Source organism: uncultured Vibrio sp., assembly GCF_947488985.1.
Taxonomy (GTDB): domain Bacteria; phylum Pseudomonadota; class Gammaproteobacteria; order Enterobacterales; family Vibrionaceae; genus Vibrio.
In genome coordinates, this window is sequence record NZ_CANLBV010000064.1 from 1 (window position 1) to 22,109 (window position 22,109).

19 protein-coding genes and 1 pseudogene are annotated in these 22,109 nt (G+C 44.8%); 8 read left to right on the forward strand and 12 right to left on the reverse strand.

What is annotated here, in order from left to right; translation table 11 throughout:
- Positions 1-238: 238 nt before the first annotated feature.
- From Q1A70_RS13670 to Q1A70_RS13700, 7 genes are read right to left on the reverse strand one after another with little or no spacing between them, the layout of a single operon-like run.
- On the reverse strand, positions 239-1,267 hold the full coding sequence (locus Q1A70_RS13670; RefSeq protein ID WP_299692349.1) for a substrate-binding domain-containing protein: 1,029 nt from the start codon (positions 1,265-1,267) through the stop codon (positions 239-241).
- A 1-nt stretch (position 1,268) separates the two neighbouring features.
- Positions 1,269-2,015, reverse strand: coding sequence for an inositol monophosphatase (locus tag Q1A70_RS13675; protein ID WP_299692352.1), 747 nt, complete (start codon positions 2,013-2,015; stop codon positions 1,269-1,271).
- A complete protein-coding gene (locus Q1A70_RS13680; protein WP_299692355.1) occupies positions 2,005-2,808 on the reverse strand; it encodes an MBL fold metallo-hydrolase in 804 nt (267 codons plus the stop codon). Before Q1A70_RS13680 ends, Q1A70_RS13675 begins: the two co-directional genes overlap by 11 nt.
- The gene (gene ugpC, locus Q1A70_RS13685) at positions 2,798-3,862 is read right to left on the reverse strand and encodes a sn-glycerol-3-phosphate ABC transporter ATP-binding protein UgpC (RefSeq protein WP_299692358.1); all 1,065 of its coding nucleotides are present in this window, start codon (positions 3,860-3,862) and stop codon (positions 2,798-2,800) included. The genes Q1A70_RS13680 and ugpC overlap by 11 nt, the downstream gene beginning before the upstream one ends.
- Positions 3,862-4,623, reverse strand: a complete 762-nt coding sequence (locus tag Q1A70_RS13690) for a carbohydrate ABC transporter permease (RefSeq protein ID WP_299692361.1) — start codon at positions 4,621-4,623, stop codon at positions 3,862-3,864. Before Q1A70_RS13690 ends, ugpC begins: the two co-directional genes overlap by 1 nt.
- 50 nt (positions 4,624-4,673) lie before the next feature.
- Positions 4,674-5,540, reverse strand: a complete 867-nt coding sequence (locus Q1A70_RS13695; RefSeq protein ID WP_299692364.1) for a sugar ABC transporter permease — start codon at positions 5,538-5,540, stop codon at positions 4,674-4,676.
- A gap of 59 nt (positions 5,541-5,599) precedes the next feature.
- Positions 5,600-6,820, reverse strand: a complete 1,221-nt coding sequence (locus Q1A70_RS13700) for an ABC transporter substrate-binding protein (RefSeq protein WP_299692367.1) — start codon at positions 6,818-6,820, stop codon at positions 5,600-5,602.
- Between the two features lie 243 nt (positions 6,821-7,063).
- On the opposite strand from Q1A70_RS13700, the gene Q1A70_RS13705 reads away from it, so the two are divergent.
- A complete protein-coding gene (locus tag Q1A70_RS13705; RefSeq protein ID WP_299692370.1) occupies positions 7,064-8,491 on the forward strand; it encodes a phosphatidylinositol-specific phospholipase C domain-containing protein in 1,428 nt (475 codons plus the stop codon).
- Positions 8,492-9,059: 568 nt separating this feature from the next.
- Here Q1A70_RS13705 and Q1A70_RS13710 read toward each other — a convergent pair.
- Entirely contained in the window at positions 9,060-9,581 is a 522-nt protein-coding gene (locus tag Q1A70_RS13710; RefSeq protein ID WP_299692373.1) for a DUF2058 domain-containing protein, read from the reverse strand.
- A 377-nt stretch (positions 9,582-9,958) separates the two neighbouring features.
- Here Q1A70_RS13710 and sbcB point away from each other — a divergent pair, with 377 nt between their 5' ends.
- From sbcB to purT, 5 genes are all read left to right on the forward strand, one after another.
- On the forward strand, positions 9,959-11,383 hold the full coding sequence (sbcB, locus tag Q1A70_RS13715) for an exodeoxyribonuclease I (RefSeq protein WP_299692376.1): 1,425 nt from the start codon (positions 9,959-9,961) through the stop codon (positions 11,381-11,383).
- A gap of 39 nt (positions 11,384-11,422) precedes the next feature.
- The gene (locus Q1A70_RS13720) at positions 11,423-11,794 is read left to right on the forward strand and encodes a CidA/LrgA family protein (RefSeq protein WP_299692379.1); all 372 of its coding nucleotides are present in this window, start codon (positions 11,423-11,425) and stop codon (positions 11,792-11,794) included.
- A gap of 2 nt (positions 11,795-11,796) precedes the next feature.
- Positions 11,797-12,474, forward strand: coding sequence for an LrgB family protein (locus Q1A70_RS13725; RefSeq protein ID WP_299692382.1), 678 nt, complete (start codon positions 11,797-11,799; stop codon positions 12,472-12,474).
- A 271-nt stretch (positions 12,475-12,745) separates the two neighbouring features.
- The gene (cdd, locus tag Q1A70_RS13730; RefSeq protein ID WP_299692385.1) at positions 12,746-13,633 is read left to right on the forward strand and encodes a cytidine deaminase; all 888 of its coding nucleotides are present in this window, start codon (positions 12,746-12,748) and stop codon (positions 13,631-13,633) included.
- Positions 13,634-13,883: 250 nt separating this feature from the next.
- Positions 13,884-15,059 carry a formate-dependent phosphoribosylglycinamide formyltransferase gene (gene purT, locus Q1A70_RS13735; protein WP_299692388.1) on the forward strand — a complete coding sequence of 392 codons (1,176 nt, stop codon included), beginning with the start codon at positions 13,884-13,886 and terminating at the stop codon, positions 15,057-15,059.
- A gap of 414 nt (positions 15,060-15,473) precedes the next feature.
- On the opposite strand, the gene Q1A70_RS13740 is transcribed toward purT, so the two are convergent.
- Positions 15,474-16,127: a thiopurine S-methyltransferase gene (locus tag Q1A70_RS13740; RefSeq protein ID WP_299692391.1), complete on the reverse strand. Its 654-nt coding sequence runs from the start codon at positions 16,125-16,127 to the stop codon at positions 15,474-15,476.
- A gap of 321 nt (positions 16,128-16,448) precedes the next feature.
- On the opposite strand from Q1A70_RS13740, the gene Q1A70_RS13745 reads away from it, so the two are divergent.
- Positions 16,449-17,225 (forward strand): phosphoribosylglycinamide formyltransferase, encoded by a 777-nt coding sequence (locus Q1A70_RS13745; RefSeq protein WP_299692394.1) that lies wholly within the window; start codon positions 16,449-16,451, stop codon positions 17,223-17,225.
- A 468-nt stretch (positions 17,226-17,693) separates the two neighbouring features.
- Here Q1A70_RS13745 and ihfA read toward each other — a convergent pair whose 3' ends face one another.
- Positions 17,694-17,990 (reverse strand): integration host factor subunit alpha, encoded by a 297-nt coding sequence (gene ihfA, locus Q1A70_RS13750; protein ID WP_299692397.1) that lies wholly within the window; start codon positions 17,988-17,990, stop codon positions 17,694-17,696.
- Between the two features lie 770 nt (positions 17,991-18,760).
- Positions 18,761-20,428: a hypothetical protein gene (locus Q1A70_RS13755; protein WP_299692400.1), complete on the reverse strand. Its 1,668-nt coding sequence runs from the start codon at positions 20,426-20,428 to the stop codon at positions 18,761-18,763.
- Between the two features lie 417 nt (positions 20,429-20,845).
- On the opposite strand from Q1A70_RS13755, the gene Q1A70_RS13760 reads away from it, so the two are divergent.
- The gene (locus Q1A70_RS13760) at positions 20,846-21,541 is read left to right on the forward strand and encodes a VC0807 family protein (protein WP_299692403.1); all 696 of its coding nucleotides are present in this window, start codon (positions 20,846-20,848) and stop codon (positions 21,539-21,541) included.
- Positions 21,542-21,678: 137 nt separating this feature from the next.
- Here Q1A70_RS13760 and Q1A70_RS13765 read toward each other — a convergent pair.
- A pseudogene (locus Q1A70_RS13765) lies at positions 21,679-21,846 on the reverse strand (methyl-accepting chemotaxis protein); the annotation flags it as partial.
- Positions 21,847-22,109: the final 263 nt, after the last annotated feature.

Here is a 22,109-nt window from a genome sequence, read left to right on the forward strand (position 1 = left end):
ATCGGAGTCAATAAGAGAATGTCTCTGATCTGATCGTACGATTCTGATTTAGTTCACTCGATTTACGCAACAAAGCCCTTTGGATTAACATTTAATTGAACTGCGAATCCTGCCTTATATTTCGCTAATCCACCACTATTACCGCGGACTCCATTTAGCTGAAGTCAGCTAATTAAGAGATGAGCAGCCACTATTGAGAAGTGGCTGTATTATATGCTGTCAGTGGTGAAGAATCCGATCAGGTTCGCCTGACGATCAGCTCTGGAGTTATCAGCTGTGCTGATGGGAACACTGGGTTTGCCCCTGTATGACTTCCGTTAGTTTTATTTTTCAGTAGCATACCCAAGTAAAGAATAGCTTGCTCGGTGATAGTGTGAACAGGTTGGGCAACCGTCGTGAGTTGATAGCCCTGCCATGATGACATGGGTACATTATCGCAACCGACTACCTGGATTTGCCCGGGAATAGTGATGCCGTTGACTTGCTTACAACTGTCGATGAAACCGAAAGCCAGCGCGTCTGATGCGCAAAATACACCTTGCAGCTTCCGGATATCTTCACTGTGACGAACACCGACTTCAAATCCAGCGCTATAACCATAACTTCCTGCGTCAAAGGTGGTGCATGTCGTAATACCGGTCTCTTGTAACTCGGCACGAAAACCATGATGGCGAGCAATAGACGCTTCACCGTCTGTACGTCCTTTGATGTACCCTAGCTCAGTTAGCCCCTTAGATAGTAAGTGCCTGGCAGCGAGGCGGCCAGCCTGCTCATTATCGGTTTGTATCGAAGGTATAACGCTGTTTGGATCTGAGCGACCGAGAGTAATAAGAGGTAGTTGTAACTCAAGACACTGTTCAAAACTGCTGGCGGGTAGAGAGCCTGCGACAGCAATCACTCCGTCAACCTGATACCCAGACAGTTTCTGAATTGTAGAATCAAGATCGCTGTCATTTGAAACAGAGATCAGCATTGGCATTTTCCCTTGCTTTCGCAAGGCTGTGGAAAGTGCCTCGAACAAATAAGGTTGGTAAGGGTTTGAAAAGTCGCTGATCAATATTGCAACAAGGTGCGATTTGGCCTTCTGTGAAGGTGTACTTAAAGTACGAGCGAGAAGGTTTGGTTGATACCCCAGTTTTTTGGCGGCTTCTAGAATGTTAGCTTTTTGTTTAGGCGCGATACTTGCCCCCTCGGTAAAGGCGCGAGAAACCGATGAGCGTGATACTCCAAGGTAGCTTGCAACATCCGAGGCAGTGACTTTCTTCATACTAATCTAACAATAACTTTTTAAGTGGCGAGTCTGGCGAAAACGCATAGATAGGCCCAGTGTGTTTGAAATAGGGGGCGGTATCAAGACCTGCTTCGTTACAGATGAGTTGCGCAGCCATTGCATCCCAGACATTCACTTCTCCGACATAGCACCCATCAAGCTCGCCGCATGCGACTTGGGTCAGTGACCAGGCTGCAGATCCCGACATTCGGATCTGATGTCCACTTTCTATCATGCGTTGCGCGTTACGTATAAATTCGACAGGTATACCTGGCTGAAAATTAAGGTTTAGACCGACAAGCAATTCGCTCTTTCTATCGCTTTGAGGGGCAAGAAGTTTACCGCTTTCAGAGGCCCCTTCACCGCGTAAAGCATAGATGGTTCGGTTGTGGGCAGGAGCACAGATAATACCGATTGCGGGCCCTTGCTCATCGACAAATGCCATACTGATAGCAAAATCAGCGATACCGTATAGAAAGTTGGTAGTGCCGTCGATGGGATCAATGACCCATCCTGGAGGAGTCAGTTCTCCGCCACTCTCTTCACCCAAAAAAGTATGTTTAGGGAATGCATCACTCAGCATTTGTTTGATATAGCTCTCGACTTGACGATCGGCTTCAGTAACCCAATCCTGTAGCCCTTTTGATTCCCGTTGGTAATCATTTCGTGTAGCAAAGGCGCGCATAGCAATAACTGAGGCCTGCTCGCTGATAGATAGTGCGGTCTTTAAAATGTCATGCAACATCAATGTTTTCCTTTAGCTCATTGAGTGAAAGAGTCAGACCGTCCTGTGCAAGAGCAACCTGCGGATGCTGTTGGCACAGCGTATTAAGCTCAGCGCGACTGTTAGGGTCGACATGATAGAGAAAGCAGTGGTTACGAATGGTGAATGGTAAATGACGAACATCCTCCCATGAACCATGACTTTCATGAGAGAAGACGGACTCACACTCAATGAAGGCGACATCGGCAGCAATCGCGAGTTTCTCCCCCTCATCACCTAACTTTCCATCACCAGAATAAAACAGGCCGCAATGGCTATTCTCGATATATAGGCTGCGGTTGCTGACGGAGTGAAAAGTTGGAGCTGTTTTTACAGACCAGGGGCCGATGTGAGCAATCGTCAGGACATCGATGAAGTGAATGTCAAAAGACAGCCTTTCTTCTGGCCAGTGTGCAAAGTGAATCAGCTGACTGAAAATATCCCATTGGCTTTGTTGACCAATAATGGTGAGGGGGTTGTTTCTACCTCTAGCGTTCATCCAATTGACCAGTGTTGTTAACCCTAAACAATGATCAGGATGGGCATGAGTCAGATAGATAGCATCAATACGGTGCTCATCGATTCTATGACTGTTGTCCGCATTGCTGTGGTTCTCATCTGTCGATGAACACTTGTCAGCCATTGAAAATATGGCTCGTGGCACGGTTGGCCCGCAGTCAATCAACAAGGTGAAATCGTCTTCAGTGACTAGTAGTGAAGCATTGGTGCGGTCGCTGTCATAAGCATCGCCGCACCCGAGCATGTTAAGCAGCATTTGATTTCTTCCCTGTAGTCACTAAACGGCAGCCATCTTCCCCAAACCAATGCTGGACCGATTGAGAAAGGTTAACGGGGATCTCATCACCCACAGCGAAGGTCTCTTGCGATTCAATTGTGAATCTCTCTCCCCCTAGCTTGCCATAATACAAGCGAGCGTGGCCGAGTGGTTCGATGACTTCAACCTTCATTATTGCGTCGTAATTACTGCTATCGATAACCACTTGATTAGGGCGGATACCTAAGGTTATCTGTCCATTGACTGGAATCGTATTGAAGCTTTTAACTTGCCCTATCTTGAACATCTGACCTTGGTTTTCGCCTTCAAGGAAGTTCATGACAGGGGTACCAATGAAGGAGGCCACAAAGCGATTTTTAGGCTGTTTATAAAGCTCTTCTGGCGTACCGATCTGCTCTATTTGCCCCTGGTTGAGTACAACAATACGGTCAGCAAGCGTCATTGCTTCGACTTGATCATGAGTTACATAAATCATGGTAGCATCCAGTTGCTGATGGAGCTGCTTCAAATAAATGCGCATCTCACTTCGTAACTTGGCGTCCAGATTAGACAATGGCTCGTCAAATAAGAACAGCTCAGGATCGCGAACAATAGCACGGCCGATTGCCACTCGCTGTCGTTGTCCTCCGGATAAAGCACCTGGAAGGCGATGTAGATAAGGTTCTAATTGCAGTTTTTTAGCGGTTTCCCTGACCTTTTCGGCCGCAGTGCGTTTATCCACGCCCGCCATCTTCAGTGGAAAGGCCATATTCTTTTCAACGGTCATATGTGGGTAGAGCGCATAGGATTGGAATACCATGGCAACCTCTCGCTCGCAGGGGTGAATGTTATTTAGCCGCTTTCCATTCAGTGAAATGTCCCCTTGGGTCACCGATTCAAGGCCGGCGATCATTCTCAGTAGACTAGATTTTCCGCAGCCTGACGGGCCAACAAAGACCACAAACTCACCGTCGTTAACGGTCAGGTTGACATTAGGCATCACCACATGGTCACCATAGGCCTTCGATAGATTTTTAATTATTAATTTGCTCATTACTTAAGTCCCATAGAAAAGCCACGAAGAAGAAATTTTTGCATGTATCCAGCCAGAGCCAGCATTGGCAAGGAAGAAATAATGCCGACAGACATGAGCTCTCCCCAAGCGGTCCCGTCTTCTGTCATAAAATTAGAAATGAATAAGGGAATGGTGAATTTATCGGGGGTATGGATAAACAGCAGCGAAAATAAAAACTCATTCCATCCAAGAATGATCGAAAAGATCGCAGTTGCAACCAAGCCAGGGGCACATAGCGGAAAAACAATATAGGCCAATCGTCTGAACAAATGGGCGCCATCCATCGACCCGGCTTCTTCAATCTCGAGTGGGATATCGCGGATAAATCCAAGTAACATCCAGATGCAAAACGGCAAAGTGTAAATTTGAAATGTTAACACCAACCCGATTTGACTATTGAGTAAACCCATCTGATTCATGAGCGAATATAACGGTACTGCGACAACAATCGGCGGCATCATCTTTATCACCAGAACCAGTAATAAGAAAAGGCTATCGAGCTTTGCTGGAAACGAATAGCGAACCAAAGCGTAAGCCGAGAAAAACGCGACTGCTAAAGAGACGGCTGTCGCACTCAGTGCGATCACGATGGTATTGAAAACCAGCGTTGATACGTCTCCGCCCCATAAGTTGGCGAAGGATTCAAAACTCAACCTAGTCGGTAATAATTGAGTACTGGCCATGAGGATTTCGCTTTGTGGTTTGAATGCCGTACCAAACATCCAAACAATTGGCATCATGAATAGCCCTACGGCTGAATAAACCAGAAATAAATGAAGGTATCGCGACATTATTTTTTACTCCCGGTTACTCGTTTAGCGTAAAACAGAGTCATCGTAAAGGATATCAATAGCATGACTAGGGCCGCTGCGCTCGCCATTCCTAAGTCAAAGAAACGAAAGCCATATTTATAGACAAACATTGAAAGCGTTTCGGTTGCATTACCGGGACCACCTCCTGTCATCACATAGACTTTATCGAACAGTTTGAAGGCATCAATAGAGCGTAATAGCATGGCTAACATTAATTGCTTTTGGATCAGCGGCAAGGTGATATACATAAACGATCGCCCCCCTTTCGCGCCATCGACCATTGCGGCTTCTTGAATGTCTATCGGGATCGACTGTAAGCCTGCGAGAATGATCAGAAAAGCCATCGGAGTCCACTGCCATGTATCAACCAAAGCAATGGCATAAAGCGCGAGGTTGGGATCAAACAGCCATTCCATTGGAGGCAAGCCTATTTTTACCAGCATGCTGTTAAGCAGGCCGAAATCATAGTGATACCAAGAGCGCCAAATAGACGAGCAGACCAATGTGGATAGCATCATTGGGTAGATGATCACGGGCAAGGCAAAGCGTCTGCCTGGAAACGGGCGATTAAACAATAGCGCTAACCATAATCCCAACAGTACTTGAGAGACAGAAGCGACAACGGTAAAAATAAAAGTGTTTTTTATTGCGCTGACAAAAAAGAAGTCGTCAAGCAGCTCTATAAAATTGGCAAAGCCAACGAATTGATATTGCTTGTTCACATAATCCACATCACCAAATGCATTAACCAAAACTGTTGTGATGGGGTATAGGGTCAACAACCCTAAAATAAGGAATGCCGGAAATAGCAATACTGCGAGTTGTTTGCGGTTTTCAAATAACATGACAGAACCTGATAAAGGCCCTGTTTTTACCAGGGCCGGTATTAACGGTGATGGCTTACTTACACTTTGATCGCGCGGCTGATACGGCGGTTAGCTTGTTTCAACGCTTGCTCCGCTGTCATTTGCCCCATCATTGCCATTTGCAAGAAGTCACCTAAGATGCTTTCTACTTCTGCCCAGTTTTGAATACGTGGACGTGCTTTACCCGTCTTCAGCGCTTCTACTTGCTGAGGGTACCAGCGATATTGGGCGGTAACCGCTTTGTCCAGGTAAACGCTTTGTCGGGTAGGTGGCATGCCATAATCCAGAGCCAGTGTTTTTTGAATGGCCGGGCTTGTGGCAAAAGCGATGAAGTCTTCAGCTGCCTGTTTGTTGTTTGAGTCAGCCGGTACGGCCAACTGCCAAATACCTAGCATGGGTGAAGGCTGGCCCACCTCTGCTGGCGGTGCCATGATTTCCATATCACCGACGACGTTAGATAGCTCAGGATCATCGAGGTCGGGTACCCATGCTGGCCAAACTTCAATTGCCATGGCTGCAGTGCCTTTTTGGAGGGAGTCGCGGACCTCGTCAGCGTTGTAAACGTCCACACCCCGAGGCGCGTATTGCTTCATAGCAAGAAATGTTTCCAATGCCTGTTTCGCTTCTGGTGTATCTAACGTTGGTTTACCTTTGCTATCAACCACGTCGGCACCATACCCCCATAAGATCGGAAGAAAACCAGTCACGATAGGGTTGCCTTTCACGCCGCGAAAAACTAATCCGCTATTGTTTTTATCGGTATCAACTTTAGCGGCAGCGTTGAGTACATCTGACCAGGTATGCGGTTTTGATAGGCCATGTTTGTCAAACATAGCCTTGTTCCAGGCGAACATAGCTACATTACCGACCATCGGGATCGCATAAGCATTGCCCGTTGCGTCCGGGTAGCGGCCGATATCAAATGGAGCCTTAACAAAGTCAGGGTCTTCGATATTTTTTGAGAGGGGGGCTAGCCATTTGTTTGTCAGAAACTCAGGAGCCCAAGTATCGTCCATTAATACGACATCATAGTTGCCGGTCTTTTCTCTCATCGACAAAACGATACTTTCATACAAGCCATTGCTAGGGCGTTGAACTAAGGTGATCTTCGCATCGGTATTTACTTTCTTATATTCTGCAACAATATGTTGAAGCGCTTGTCCGTAGTTGCTGTCACGGCCTGCAATAACCAGCTCTGAAGCAATAGAACTAAAAGAAGCGCTAAGCAGCGCAGTGGTAACCAGAGTTAGTCTAAACATTTCTAAAAGTCCTTTTTATTGTGCATTTTTGCACGCATGTTCATTTGTGTTGTTGAGGAATTTACCCCTCAAATATGTCAATTAAGTGACGGCACTATGAACATTAATCTCTTGTTATAAATGGGCCAGTTAGATATCTGTCATAAAGCTGTGGGGGCTGTGAATTGTCATGTTGTGATCATCAAAATGAAATTAATCACTTATTAATATTGCACTCGCGTTCATTAATATTCAGGAGGAAACATGAATACGTACTTTGGGTCGATACTCGTTGCGATGGTTATTAGCCTCATATCATCTACACAGGCCATTGCATCGTGGAATTGGTATGCGGAAGGGCTAAATGACACGGTGAAATACAATAATGCCTATTGGTCACGGCCACATAATACATTTGAAAATAGTAAATTTTCATCACTTGGTGATGCATTGAATCAAGGCTACCGAGCCATAGAATTGGATGTTTTTCCAAAGCCCGGCTACGAAACAATATATGTGTCACATAGCTATACGAGTCCGAAGAGCAACAAATGCAGCGGCAATAAAGAGTTTGTTGATTGCTTGAGAGATATTAAAAACTGGAGTGACAATAATCCAGGTCATGATGTGATTTCACTTCAGTTGGATATGAAAGACTTCATCATTTCGCCGATGTGGAATGACAGAGCTCACCGCCTAATGGTGGCCAACATCGAGTCTGTATTAGGTTCCAAGTTGTATCGGCCTAAGGATCTGCAAACATATACCGGATACTCGAATCTGCGAACAGGCGTTAAAAATATAGGGTGGCCAGAGCTTAATCAGCTACGTGGTAACATTATAGTTTTCGGATTGGCTGGACCAATTGGCTTAAAAAACCAAACCCAATCAAAGATGATTGACACGATAGGTGGTGATAAAATGCCACTGTTTATCTGTCCCGAAGCCACGGCTCCCGAGCACTTTACTTATAATAAATACGCAAACGGTTTTAATGGTAGCGCCTATTCACATAATAATCAGTGGGTGGTCTGCGGTAATACCGGAGATGGAAAATATTGGGCAACCCTAGCTGCAGAAGCAAGCAAGAGCAATCAGCTAATGGCGATTTGGTCCGGTAATGATCATAAATTTGATGCTTATGATGACATGATGCTAGCGGTAGGATGGGGGGCGACGATGATCAGTCGTGAAACCTCTAGTACCCATAGCGGCAGGATCCCGCTCAATGGCATTCGAAACTCGATGCCGACCCATTTTGCCCTGCAGGCTGTGAGCAGCAATAAGTGTGTTGATGTCAGTGGCTATGGCCAAAGCAACGGAACCGATATTATCCAGTGGCCATGTACCGGTTCGGCGAATCAGGCTTTTTTGTACAGCGATGAAAAGCAGCTCAGAGCACTGCACAATCCCAGATATTGTTTGGATCCGGAAGGCTCGGCCAATACTCCGGGTTGGAGAAATGTTGTTTTGTGGAACTGCGGGACGCAAAATACCCAAAAATGGTGGATGGATTACAGAAACGGCGGAAAGGTGAAGCAAGCCCATGACGGTTATTTTGTCTTAACAGTTGAAGCCGGCTCTGCTTCCAATGATGCCCGAATTGTCACCTGGGGTGATGACGGTAGCAGCTATCAGAACTTTCGCCTGCTCCCGGTCGAATCTGATTTTATTGATTGGCGCAGTTATTAATTCGTATAAAGGCATATTTTACTCTTATGGATTGGGCCGCGAGCAGATATGCTTGCGTCCCAATGAGGTAAAGTGCACATTTTTAAACCAACGGCTTTTGTCGTCAAAAGTTCCGAGCAGAATAGAGGTCAGTGGGGCGATTCTGATTTCGCTGATATCCAACTGCTAAAGAAACACTATCCTAAGTTGTCAGACTGGAGTATTGATAAGCGTGACGAGGATTTTTTTCTTAGCAACAAATGCAGCCATATTTCAAGGCTCGTCACTCCGCCCCATAAATGGCCTGTTACTGGCATCATATTCGGGCCTCCCTTTAACTCACACTTCATACTGCCTTGGTACGTTTTTTCATATGTGTTCTCCCGTTTGAAGGGGACGAACTATAAAGATTTACTCAGGTTAATTAAGGTCATTTTGCGCCAATAAAAAATGCAGCGACAACCCTATGATTGTTCACTGCATTCTTAGATCTTGTAAACTTACACTCTGAAAACTTACGCTCTGAAAATAATGCTGCGTATCTCGATTTTACTTAGCAAGCCATTTGACTGACGCTAGGTAAAACGGATTACCACATTAGATCATCAGGGATCACGAAGTCTTTGTACGGATCATCCTCGTCTACTTCGTCAGTGCTACCCGCTTGCGTATCAACGATAGATTCCTCATCACGCATTGCGATCTTATTGGCGACCGCCGTCGGGATAACCACGTAGCTTTCGCCTTGACGCGCGATACTGAGAATACCTTTACTGAGTTGCTTTTGAGTCAGATCTTCGACATAAAGGTATTTCACTAGTGTACCGTCGGTGAAGTTGTACTTGATCTCACCATTTTTCTGTTCGAGCTTGTTCATCTCAATCAGTTGCTTCACTTGAGCTTTGATCTCTTTGCTCAACTGCTGTTCTTTCAACTGTTGGTTTAGCTCTTTGTCTTTCGCTTGCTGCGCCAGTTTAGCTTCTTCTGCTGCCGCTTTTGCTTCACGAGACTGAACGCGAGACTTTTTAGAGCCTTTCTTCGCCTTCTTTAATTTTTTCTCATTTACCAAGCCAGCTTTAAGCATCTGCTCTTGGAGTGTTAACTTTGCCATGACTTTCCCAGTTCAGGATTAAAAACGGCACTATCATACCTGTTTTTAAGGTTTCTGTTTACTCAACAAGAGTAAATTACAAAACAACCGCAAAATTCGTGTCTACTACGTCACTGTAAATTGAGGAACTGAAGTTGCCCCTGGATTTTCGAATATCGGGGTGTTCTGCTCATGAACACCAATATACGTAATAGAAATTAATCAGTTTGAATATCAGACTCAAAGCGATGCCCTTCTGCTCGATTGAATCGTAATACACCGTTTTAACGTAATTTATTTAGGATCTGGGTTGCGCGCGAACCGCATACTGTCAGATACTGAATAAAACTAACCTTCAGCTACAGTAAACGGCCCACGCTTGCTGTTCAGGACATGCAATGAGTTCAGATAATCAGCCAACCTACTTCTTTTTCGATTACGAAACATGGGGCGTGAGCCCAGCGAAAGATCGTCCGAGTCAGTTCGCCGGTGTTCGTACCGACCAAGATTTCAATATTATTGGCGAGCCTTTAGTTATCTATTGTCAGCCACCTGCTGATTATCTACCGGCACCAGAAGCGGCATTGATCACTCGCATCACACCACAAAAGGCAATGTCTCAAGGCCTACCTGAGCCGGAGTTCATCGCTAAAATTCATGCCGAGTTAGCAAAACCTAATACCACCAGCCTTGGTTACAACAGTATCCGATTCGATGACGAAGTGACCCGCTATACCTGTTACCGAAACTTTATCGACCCTTATGCGTGGAGTTGGCAAAATGGCAATTCGCGTTGGGATCTACTGGATGTGATGCGTGCGGTGCATGCACTGCGCCCTGATGGCATTATTTGGCCAGAGAATGAAGAGGGTTACCCAAGCTTTAAACTGGAACACCTTTCGGTAGCGAATGGCATTGAACACGAGAACGCGCACGACGCTATGGCCGATGTTATCGCCACCATTAAATTGGCGAAAAAGGTCAAAACAGCGCAGCCTAAAATGTTCGATTATCTCTATAACATGCGCCACAAGCGCAAATTAAATGAGTTAGTTGATATCGTTAACATGACACCACTGATGCATGTATCAGGCATGTTTGGACGTGATTGTAACTATACCAGTTGGATCGTACCCGTGGCTTGGCATCCCACTAACCAAAATGCGGTGATCGTAGTTGATTTAGCCAAAGACCCAACGCCATTACTCGAGCTCGATTCAGAAGCCTTGCAGGAACGTTTGTACACCAAACGCAGTGAACTAAGCGAAAATCAACTGCCAGTGCCAATCAAGCTTGTGCATCTCAACAAGTGCCCTATCTTAGCCCCGGCAAAAACCCTGACCGCCGACAATGCAGCAACCATAGGTATCGATCGTCAACAGTGCTTGAAGAATTTGGCGCTATTACGTGAACACCCAGAAATCCGTGAAAAGCTGATTGGTCTGTACTCACAAGAACGCGAATACCCAAAAAGTGATGATGTTGATACGCACCTTTACGATGGGTTCTTTTCGCCAGCCGATAAAACAGCGATGAACATCATTCGTGAAACCGACCCAAACAACTTGGCCGCTTTAGATATCACTTTCGGTGATGAGCGTATTAAACCGTTACTGTTCCGCTATCGCGCGCGCCACTACCCATGGACGCTCGATGAATCTGAGCAATTGAAATGGGCCAACCACTGTCGTGAGTATTATGAGAACCGTCTAGAAGAGTACATGCTCAATTTAGAAAACCTTGCTCATGAGCATCAAAGTGACGAGAAGAAAATGGCTATCTTGAAAGCGGTTTATCAATACGTAGAAAAGTTAGCCAGCTAGCGCTGACAGCAATAGATGGAAACCAAGAGATATAAGACTTTGAAAGAAAAATTTGTCCACCTGATTTACTGTTTAATCTCCTTCACCTTAATCATAGGTGCCTTAACAGCAGGTAACGCATTGCAGCAATTCCTCGACACATCGATTCCTGGCAGTATTTTTGGCATGTTGATTCTCTTTTCTGCCATGGTCATCGGTATTATTCCTTCGCAGTGGGTACAACCCGGTGCAAATTTGATCATTCGATTTATGGTTCTACTGTTCGTTCCTATCAGTGTTGGACTGATGGATCACTTCGAGATGCTTATCGAAAATGCACTGCCTATCATGGCCAGCGCGGTGGGTGGAACCTTGATCGTATTGGTGTCTTTATCGTGGTTGTTAGACCGCCTGATTTCGAGAGGTAAATAATCATGTGGATTCTATTGACGATCGTGGTCTTTGTCTTTGCTCGTTGGGTTAGCCAAAAGGTGAATTCACCGCTTTGCAACCCTTTATTACTCAGCATTGTCATCATCATCCCGTTATTGATGTTCTTCAAAGTCCCCTTTGAAACTTACTACGATGACAATACTTGGATCACCTATATGCTCCAGCCGGCGGTCGTGGCATTGGCCTACCCTTTGTATGAGCAACTGCCTCAAATCAGAGCGAACTGGCGTATCATCATTCTAGCCTGCACGCTTGGCAGTGTGATGTCGATGATCATATCGGCATTGATTGCCGTTGTGTTTCATGCAGATTTAACCTTGATTGCAAGCCTATTGGGCAAGTCGGTAACAACGCCTATTGCGATGGAAGTGTCGAGCAATTTAGGCGGTGAAGCCGCGATTGCGGCGATACTGGTCTTGATCGTTGGTTTATTCGGGGCAATTTTCGCCTACCCTATCTATAACCTGATTGGTATCAAAAGCCCGATAGCCAGAGGCTTAACCATGGGCACAGTCTCTCACGCGTTAGGCACCGCCACTTGCGCGGAGAAACACCCGCAAGATGCCGCGTTCAGTTCATTGGCGTTAGTACTTTGTGGGGTGATTACCTCAATTATCGCGCCCAGCATATTTTCAGCGGTGTTTTGGTTTTATTCTTAAGCAGTCTAAAGAGACTAAACTCTCTAAAATGCTTAGCTCAGAGGCGGGTTAGGAATTGATTCTAGAAGCGGTGGCCTATGACCGATTTGAGAAGAGCAGTTCTAGCGTTGAATATGAAGATGGACAAGGTCATGGTGCAATCGATTTCATTTGTGACTTCGCTCTTATTGTGTAATGCAATGTAACAACAAGCGCCTTGAGGTGATCTTTGTCACGGAAATTTCCTGAATATAGCATAGAATTACCGCCTAAGGTCAATTAAGGATTCAACATGAACAGTCGTATTACCCTTGCGCTGGAGAGTGCTCCAACAGCCATTAAAGCACTTTTGAGTGACATCGTATTAGCAGATAACTTCGATGCGACACTGTCTCCAGAACAATTTACTCGCCTGCTTGAAGCAAGTGACCTAACCGATAATGAACTGCGTATTGCGCTCCTCCCTTTTGCAGCGGCACATTCTCACGCGCCGTTATCTGACTTCTATGTGGGTGCAATCGTTCGTGGTTTATCGGGTACTCTGTACTTCGGTGCTAACCTTGAAGTCGCTGGCACTCAGCTTAGCCAAACGGTACACGCAGAACAGTCTGCGATCAGCCATGCTTGGATGAAAGGTGAAGAAGGTATTTCAGATATCACGATCAATTTCAGTCCTTGTGGTCACTGCCGTCAATTTATGAACGAACTGACGACCGCCAAAGAGCTAAAAGTTCAACTGCCACAACGTGACGAGATGTCTCTTCAAGAATACCTGCCTGATTCATTCGGTCCTTCAGATCTTGGCATCACTACGGGCTTGATGACGAAGCTAGATCACCAGTACACATCGGAAGAGAACAGCCCTATGGTTGTCAGCGCTCTCTCAGCCTTAAACCGCAGTCATGCCCCTTATACCAAGAACCTGAGCGGTGTGTCGCTGCAACTGACGACTGGCGAAGTCTTTACTGGCGCATACGCAGAAAACGCAGCGTTTAACCCGAGCCTACCACCACTGCAAGTGGCACTGGTTCAGCTCAAACTGGCTGGCTTCGATCTTGAACAAATTAAAAGCGCGGCCTTGGTTGAAATTGCCGACGGTAGCATCAGCCATCTCGCAGAGACTCAATCAACACTCGAAGCGATTAACCCAGACATCCCACTGACTTATCTAGCAATTTAAACGTATTAAGCCAATAACTTAAGCACATTAAGCTAACAAGTTAAGCGCACCTAACCATTTAGGTACATTTGTTTAACATTAACACCTAATGGGCACACCTAATTAACAACAAGCAGCCCGAATTTCCTGGGCTGCTTTTTTTATGCTTATTATTCCCTTCACAACTAACGCAAACGTTTGCTTTTATCTTCCAAATAAGTATGATCACCCCGTTTTCAATCAATCGTTCAAAAGATCGGAAGGAATTTCTATGTTTGGTACCGCTACTCGTGAAAATGCTACTCGTGTACTTCTGCTAGGTTCAGGTGAATTAGGTAAAGAAGTGGCACTTGAGTGCCAACGTTTAGGTTTGGAAGTTATTGCTTGTGATCGCTACGCAGATGCGCCTGCGATGCAAGTGGCACATCGTAGCCACGTATTGGACATGTTAGATGGCGATGCACTGCAAGCTGTCATAGAATTAGAGAAACCAGATTATGTGGTTCCTGAAATTGAAGCCATCGCCACCGACAAGTTGGTAGAGCTCGAAGCGCAAGGCTTGAATGTGGTTCCTACGGCTAATGCGACCAAACTGACGATGAATCGTGAAGGTATCCGCCGCTTAGCCGCAGAAGAGCTTAAGCTGAGTACCTCTCCGTACCGCTTTGCCGACACCTTTGAAGATTTCAGCGCTGCTGTTGAATTCGTTGGAATGCCCTGTGTCGTGAAGCCTGTGATGAGCTCTTCAGGTAAAGGCCAAAGCGTGATCAAAACGCAAGAAGATATTCACACGTCATGGGATTACGCACAAGAAGGCGGTCGTACTGGTGCGGGTCGCGTGATCGTGGAAGGCTTTATTGATTTCGACTACGAGATCACCCTTCTAACCGTTCGTGCAGCGGACGGCGTTCACTTCTGTGCACCTATCGGCCACCGTCAAGAGGATGGTGACTACCGTGAATCCTGGCAGCCTCAAGTTATGTCAGACAACGCACTCAAAGCCGCGCAGTACACTGCAGAGCAAGTGGTTAATGCATTAGGTGGTCACGGTATTTTTGGGGTAGAACTGTTCGTTAAAGGCGATCACGTTATCTTCAACGAAGTTTCCCCTCGCCCACACGATACGGGGCTAGTGACCTTGATGTCTCAAGATTCATCTGAATTCGCCCTGCACGTACGTGCATTCACTGGTATGCCGATCAAATCAATCACACAATATGGTCCCTGTGCTTCAGCGGTTATCCTTGGTCAAGGTACATCGACCAATATCCGTTTTTCAGGTCTTGAACAAGCGTTAGACGCTCCACAAATGCAAATTCGTCTGTTTGGTAAACCTGATATCGACGGTCGCCGCCGTCTGGGTGTGGCGTTAACTCGTCGCAAGAGCATTGAAACTGCCATTGAAGATGCCATTGAAAGCGCGTCTAAAGTCAACGTGATTTACTAACGGCACTTGTTCTCTTTTTAAAATCAAAAGCTACGCGCAACATCAATGGTTTACAAGAGTAAGCCATACTAGGGCGTGTTGACCTTTCTCGGTTAAATTTTGTTCGAGATAAAAGCGTTTTAATCGCGGCGAGGAGGAAGTAGCCTAGCATTCTAAGCAAATCCTCCTCAACAAAGAGTAAAACGCTTTTAGCCGAACCCTTCGGGCAGCGTTTGCTGGTCATTTCTACTACGTTATCGGCTTCTCATGTAGGCTAGCTACACATCGACGCCTCTGCCTTGTATAAATACCCAGCAACTCGCTGCAAAAATCAGCTAGAAAGATCAACACGCCCTAATAAAAACAAACCGTACTAATAAAAAAGACGAGCCGTTTGGCTCGTCTTTTTGCTGATGCTCTGTTTACGCTTGATACTTAAGCTTCAGACTCAATCAAATACACTTCTTCGCTAAATCTCGACAAGCCTTTCTTGGCGATCTTCGGATGTTCATCGTCTGCAACATCTTCATTCAACAAGGTGATCTTATAGCCCGCGAACAACTGATCAATTTCTCGTCTAGGAACACTAAACGGAGGCCCTGACATTTCGCTTTGGTCATAATCCAGTGTCACCAGAAGGATCTTCCCGCCCGGATTCAGCAATTGCTTCAAGCGTTCAACATACTGCACGCGCATATCTTCCGGCAATGCCACTAAAGACGCACGGTCATAAATGATATCGACTGGCTGAATTGGCGCAGTGAAGTAGTCACCTGTATAAACACTCAACTCATCGAATTGATAGAGCTCATGCTGACCACTGATTTGTGTCACGGTCGGCGTGTAGAAGTGCTCTGAGAAGAACGCTCGAACCGCGATCTGGCTAAGTTCAACCCCTTGCACCTCTTGATGCTTAGACGCGAGCCAAATCAAATCCTCGCTCTTGCCACAAAGGGGAACGAACACACTCTTTTCATAGCTAGGGTCGGTCTTTTTCCAAAATTCAATCAGCAGTGGATTGACATCTTCAAGGTGGAAACCAATTTGGTTGGCAGCCCATTTATTGTGCCAAAATTCAGGATTATTCATCTTTCATTCATGTTAAACAGTGATAATGGAAGGGTACAGTATAGAGAGGTAAGGGCAACCTCAGCGTGGTTGAAATTTCAAGTTAATGTCAAAAAAACGAGAATTTGACTCAGTTCAAAGTTCTTAAAATAGCTGAATAACCGCTTCAATGATTTGTCTAGATGTTCACATTTTAACGCACAATTAAACGTTAAAGTGACTAGGTTAATTAGGGCGTGTTCAATCAATATTATCTGTCTAGTTAAGCTGTTTTTACTCTTATGCGTTGCCGGTTACCTCTTTTTTAATACCCGTTTTGTAACCTTGTATTTTGGAGTTTGAATGAGTGTATTTCTTCGCACGACGGCCCTAATGCTTCTAGTATTGAGCCGAGCGCCTGCATTCGCAGCAGCACCTGTTTCAACCAGTTCAACGGATCAAACGCGCACGCCTGCGCAAAACCAAGTTTCGTCAAACGTTTTTCGCCATAGCCTAAGTGGCCTGTATGGCATAAAAGCATTCGACTCACGTCCAACTCAGCCATACACCGACTTCGACATTCTTTACAGTAAGGCTCACCAAGGCCAAGCGGAACTCGAAACCATCTGTAACAGCACTGCCCTACTAACGAATTCTGAAGCGTTGTTTTCCGGTGTAAAATCTCAAGCGCGAGCACAAGAAAAAATTGAATTTGAACTTGGTGGTGATGTCACCAAGATTACCGATTTAGCGCGTGCAACAATCATCGCAAATGATGTCGAGAGCTTAGTTGAAGTGTATGAAGCGCTCAGCCGTGAAGCCGATGTCGTAAAATTGAAAAACAAATTCAAATCTCCGGCGGACTCTGGCTATCGCGACCTTAACTTATTGGTTCGCTTACCTAAGACCCACATCATTGCAGAGGTTCAACTCCACTTGAAAGCGATTGCGGATGTAAAAAGTGGCCCAGAGCATGAACTGTACGAGATCATTCAAGGTATTGAACGTCACGCTATCGCAGAAAAGCGCCCTATAAACGACATTGAAGCGGCGCAAATCAACAGTTTGAGGCGACAATCTCTCGAGCTTTACCAAAAGGCATGGCAACCCTACATTACCACCCATATAAAAGCCGCATAACAGCTAGATACAAACCAATTAACTCAATACCACGACAAAGGGCTGCACCATGACAGCCCTTTGTCTTGTTTACTCTTTATCTTAGCTATCCGTTGTTCTCAGCTTCACTACTTGTGATAATACTCTTTCGTACGATTGTATAAGTCCAAAGGCTCTAACGTGCTGTAAGGATGCTTAGCGACATGAATACGCTGTGATCACTCACATTATGGTCCATAACACCGTGGTCAATAACGTCGCAGCTTTAATCGCTACGCCACCAGAGATCGCTTCTCCCTTACCACATAAGTGCTTGTCAAAGCCGCGATATTGAAGCTAGAGCTTGAGTGCCAAAAATGCGTTATCTTGGGGTATTGAGTTCGCTAGATATCAAGTAATGAAGTGGTTTAAATAAGAGAAAAATAGATGGGGCATGGTACATAAACTATCCATACAAAAAGACCACGCTATGCGTGGTCTATTGCTTGGCTACTTCTCGATTTTAATATTTTCAACTCGGGCCTTTAATTTTTGTCCCGGTCTAAAAGTTACAACACGTCGAGCAGAAATTGGAATGTCTTCACCAGTTTTCGGGTTACGACCTGGCCGCTCGTTTTTCTCGCGAAGATCAAAGTTACCAAAACCAGACAGTTTTACCTGTTCGCCATTTTCAAGTGCTTTACGAACTTCTTCGAAAAACACTTCAACCGTTTCCTTGGCATCCCGCTTGCTGTATCCGAGTGATTCAAACAGGTTCTCAGCCAAATCGGCCTTCGTGAGTGCCATAAAACTTTCCTCAAAACTATGTTATACATTGCTACCATCGCCAGTAGCGCCAAAGCATTTGCCCTATTCAATCAAAGAGATAAGGTCATTTACAAGGAAAGTGTATGCCAAGCTTCTGATTTTCGCCAACTTTTTTACTTGAACAATTGAATTATTCTATAAAATCAAAAAGATATACAACTATTAATATCTTAAACAAAACCAAAAAACGCCACTAAAACATAAAAATTCAGAATTTAACATCAATTAAAATGTAAAACTCAGGATATAACACTTTAAACCTCAAAATATCGCCTTTCCGATATTTTATCTTATTTCCAATTAAATCAGCCACTTGATTTGACTTTCAACTCAACAGCGTTCACTAAATAACCGTCATTAACAATAAGATTTGTATCATTACACAATTAAATTCGAATCGGCCAATTCTCGCTATTTAGCGACCCGGCTTGTTCAAAGCCCTGTCTTACTTTTGTGCTTTATATTCAACCTAGCCTACTCTCGCAATTAGAGATCCGTTGCGTGTGTGATGAACATGTCGATAAAGATGCACTTCATCGCTTCATTCCCACCAGTAACGCCACCAATCGACTGCATACCCAAGTCTATAGGATAATGACCAATGAGCTCTAATACCCCACCTATGAGTGCTCTAAGAGAGTTTTCGCAATTAGATCTGCGAGCCGTTATTATAGCAAAAACCCCAATAATTGGTGTCCAACTATTGGGGTCTGTGAAGATTGGGGGCTTTTCAAATTTGAGGCTGGCGCTTAAAAACGGTAACCCATATTGAGTGTCACTGAATTACGCGTTTCACCTTTGTTGTACAAGAAAGTCAGCATGTAATTACGGCCAAGCTCCTTGTTGAGTCCGACCATGTAGGCCGCTTCTGCTAAGTTTGCACCTACATCATAGGAGAAGGGTTCACCACCAATTTCAATTTGCGACACTTCACCACGGAAGTAAGGCTTAATAAATTGATACTCCATACCAACAAACAATTGAGTACGATAATCAACCCAGTTGTAACCAATCATTGGTTGGACTGACACTATCGGGTCTCCCCACTGATCTTCGCCTTCTAAACGAGTCATAGAGTAACTTGCCGTCGCCGATGCAAACAGGTTTCGGTAACCCACAGCAAGCGTTGTCCCCACCGATAGCACGTCGTATGACAAGCTCAGAGGAATATCAATAGTCCCTGACTGGCATAACGCCGACAATCCATTACAAAATGCATCGCCTAGCTGTGGCAGTTTATTATTAAGCTTATCGCGAATCGCATTACCCAGTTCGCCATTGTATTCACCGTGTACATCCGCATCAATGTTAAGCTTGCCGACCATGCCATAAATGTTCAGAAAAGGCAGTAAATAAACATCACCACGGATACCCACGGTTTCTGCGGTCACTTTTGCAGAAGTACTGCCTGGCTCCAATAGGCTATTCAAGCTTTGATTCATAATACTGATATCATTTAAGCCGAAGTTCATATCTTGGTTTCGGTAAACAAAGCTCACACCATATGGAAGTGGAAGATCAATACCCTGGCGGCGTACTGCATCACCGAGTAGCGGCAATGCGCTGGTCAGTTTGATTTCTTTTTCAATTAGGTTTTTATCATTAAACGATGCAAGCTCATCATCATTCAGTATTTCGATTTGGTCCTGTTTATTGACGTACTTAACAGGAGTAACTGTCACCGACAACGAGTAGTCTTTATTACCTTTTCTAGTTTTACCAAGCGCGGTAATGTGCTTTTTCACCATCACATCATGACCTAGGCTATTCGGCGCAAAGCTCAGTACCTGTTTGTACTCTTCAACAACACTGTTACGATATTCAAATGACTGGTTGTTGGTCACAGTGATAGAGATCGGGTGACCCTCTTTGGCCACAATTTCCACTTCCATAAAGCGAAAGTAAGCAATGTCTTGTGGTAAACCAAATTTAGAATAGCGGAAACGAATCAGATCCAATCCATTTTTTAATTGAACGACTTCAACAGACTCAGGATCGTAGCTTCGAGCAAATTGACGTAATTTGTATTGAGTTCGAACCATGGCTTCCGTAGATCGCGTGTAACTTTTTTGGTCCTTCTCATACTGCTGTGGGTATTTGACGTGCACCCGCAGATTCCCGCGATCGTCTGTTTTTTGGGTGACAAACAGATCTTTCTCTACGACTTCACCATCGATGACCTCTTCTTCAACGACATGCGCTACCATATGCTTGTGTTCGATAAATGAAGAGATGGCCAATGACGGGATCACATCATCTTTAACATAATGCGAAAACAACTCACTCCCTGTTTTTTCCGCAAGAGCTTTGGTTGACTCTTTTTTAGCTGATTGAGTCTCACTTTCAGCATTCGCAAATGAATGAAATAGGAACAATAAAACCAGTGTAAAACTAAAGCGTAGTGGTTTAGAAAACATCAACCTGAGAGCCCTTATAAAGCAGAAGCAAAATGAAATAGCGCATAAAACCATGTAAAATACACGTTAAAAGGCAGTTAGTATATAGAAGAGTTACACACTTAGGTTATTCAATATGTAGGACGTAACCCTACTAAAGCTCAGCGACTAAATTCCGACACTCCTAGTCAAACTGCTCAACGCCCCCCATTTGTTCCACCACCTTACTACCTATGCTTATTGTTTGGCTTCGCTAAGATAGTTCGGTGAATGCTGGGCTAAGTGTCTTTATTCTGGTCAATTGAATGCCTGACAGGCTGAAAGATGTCGGTGATGTCACATGTCGTTACATAGCATGACCTCTTTAGGCTTTACATCTTGGCCAAGGTAAACAACAATCCCTGAAAATGAATCCATAACATAATGTATTTAGAAATTATGAGTAATACAGATAACCAAAAATCGAGCCCTCTTTTCGAAGTCGTTTTTAACGTATTTCTGCCTTCATTTATCTTAATGAAGTTCAGTGGAGAAGAGCATCTCGGCACTGGCCTAGCGCTATTAATCGCACTCGCCTTCCCGATTGCTTACGGTGGTATGGAACTCATCCGCAACAAGAAGTTTAACTTCATTGCCGCGCTTGGCTTTGTCAGCGTACTATTGACCGGAGGTATTGGTTTCTTCGAACTGGATACCCGCTGGTTAGCACTAAAAGAAGCACTCATCCCTGGCTTAATTGGTTTAGCGGTACTTGGTTCAACGTTTACTCGCTACCCATTTATCCAAAAGGTTATCTTTACCCCCGCTCTGCTAAACATTCCTCTTATCGAAGAGCGTTTAAAAGAGTTCGGTAACCAAGCAAAGTTCAACCGCTGCCTAATGACGTCGAACTACCTGTTCGCTAGTACCTTCGCCTTTTCGTCTGCGATGAATTATTTCCTAGCGACTTGGATTGTGACCAGCCCAGCAGGTACGGTGGCCTTCAATGAAGAGCTTGGCAAAATGACACTGTACAGCTACCCTGCGATCGCTATTCCAAGCCTACTGATGATGCTCGGTATTTTTTACTACATCTGGCGTCAAGTACGCGCGATGACCTCACTAGAGACAGAGCAGATATTTGTAACTAAGTAAGTGGCTTAGTGGAAGAGTCCGTGACATAAGCCACTCTCGCCGAACATCAAAAGCCCAGCATTTTCGCTGGGCTATTTTATCCTCGCCATCTCTCCTTATTCTGCTTTATTTGCTCTATGTCAATGGCAATCATTATGGGCAAGCACTCTAACTTCATCAGCAACGACCGAAAACCCTAGCCCAGAATCACACGCCCTTGCCGCTTCTATTGCCGTATTAAGCGCTAACAGATTGGTTTGATCAGCCATCGCGTTAATCATTTCAATGACCGTGCTAATTTGTTGAGTCTTCCTCTCAACAGAGAGTTATATTGTCGATATATTACCCATTTCATTGGTCAGTTCGACAAAATTTTCTTCAACTTGGTTGAGCTATTTCTGACAGGGCAGCATATTCTACTAAAGAGCTACTTTTCCGATAACAAAATACTGAAGCACATCACTACCTATCATTAATCCACATTTATATTATGGCTATGTCAAGATAAAAGTCTTATATACTCGTTCAACTTGAAGATGCAGGCTTGAGAACTTGAAAGTTATCATTAATTCGAGATGCCAAAGAGCCT

Bases quoted from the DNA above. Each gene is read 5' to 3' on its own strand.
- Q1A70_RS13670 (WP_299692349.1), bottom strand. From the start codon at position 1,267: ATGAAGAAAGTCACTGCCTCGGATGTTGCAAGCTACCTTGGAGTATCA.
- Q1A70_RS13675 (WP_299692352.1), bottom strand. From the start codon at position 2,015: ATGTTGCATGACATTTTAAAGACCGCACTATCTATCAGCGAGCAGGCC.
- Q1A70_RS13680 (WP_299692355.1), bottom strand. From the start codon at position 2,808: ATGCTGCTTAACATGCTCGGGTGCGGCGATGCTTATGACAGCGACCGC.
- ugpC (WP_299692358.1), bottom strand. From the start codon at position 3,862: ATGAGCAAATTAATAATTAAAAATCTATCGAAGGCCTATGGTGACCAT.
- Q1A70_RS13690 (WP_299692361.1), bottom strand. From the start codon at position 4,623: ATGATGCCAATTGTTTGGATGTTTGGTACGGCATTCAAACCACAAAGC.
- Q1A70_RS13695 (WP_299692364.1), bottom strand. From the start codon at position 5,540: ATGTTATTTGAAAACCGCAAACAACTCGCAGTATTGCTATTTCCGGCA.
- Q1A70_RS13700 (WP_299692367.1), bottom strand. From the start codon at position 6,820: ATGTTTAGACTAACTCTGGTTACCACTGCGCTGCTTAGCGCTTCTTTT.
- Q1A70_RS13705 (WP_299692370.1), top strand. From the start codon at position 7,064: ATGAATACGTACTTTGGGTCGATACTCGTTGCGATGGTTATTAGCCTC.
- Q1A70_RS13710 (WP_299692373.1), bottom strand. From the start codon at position 9,581: ATGGCAAAGTTAACACTCCAAGAGCAGATGCTTAAAGCTGGCTTGGTA.
- sbcB (WP_299692376.1), top strand. From the start codon at position 9,959: ATGAGTTCAGATAATCAGCCAACCTACTTCTTTTTCGATTACGAAACA.
- Q1A70_RS13725 (WP_299692382.1), top strand. From the start codon at position 11,797: ATGTGGATTCTATTGACGATCGTGGTCTTTGTCTTTGCTCGTTGGGTT.
- cdd (WP_299692385.1), top strand. From the start codon at position 12,746: ATGAACAGTCGTATTACCCTTGCGCTGGAGAGTGCTCCAACAGCCATT.
- purT (WP_299692388.1), top strand. From the start codon at position 13,884: ATGTTTGGTACCGCTACTCGTGAAAATGCTACTCGTGTACTTCTGCTA.
- Q1A70_RS13740 (WP_299692391.1), bottom strand. From the start codon at position 16,127: ATGAATAATCCTGAATTTTGGCACAATAAATGGGCTGCCAACCAAATT.
- Q1A70_RS13745 (WP_299692394.1), top strand. From the start codon at position 16,449: ATGAGTGTATTTCTTCGCACGACGGCCCTAATGCTTCTAGTATTGAGC.
- ihfA (WP_299692397.1), bottom strand. From the start codon at position 17,990: ATGGCACTCACGAAGGCCGATTTGGCTGAGAACCTGTTTGAATCACTC.
- Q1A70_RS13755 (WP_299692400.1), bottom strand. From the start codon at position 20,428: ATGTTTTCTAAACCACTACGCTTTAGTTTTACACTGGTTTTATTGTTC.
- Q1A70_RS13760 (WP_299692403.1), top strand. From the start codon at position 20,846: ATGAGTAATACAGATAACCAAAAATCGAGCCCTCTTTTCGAAGTCGTT.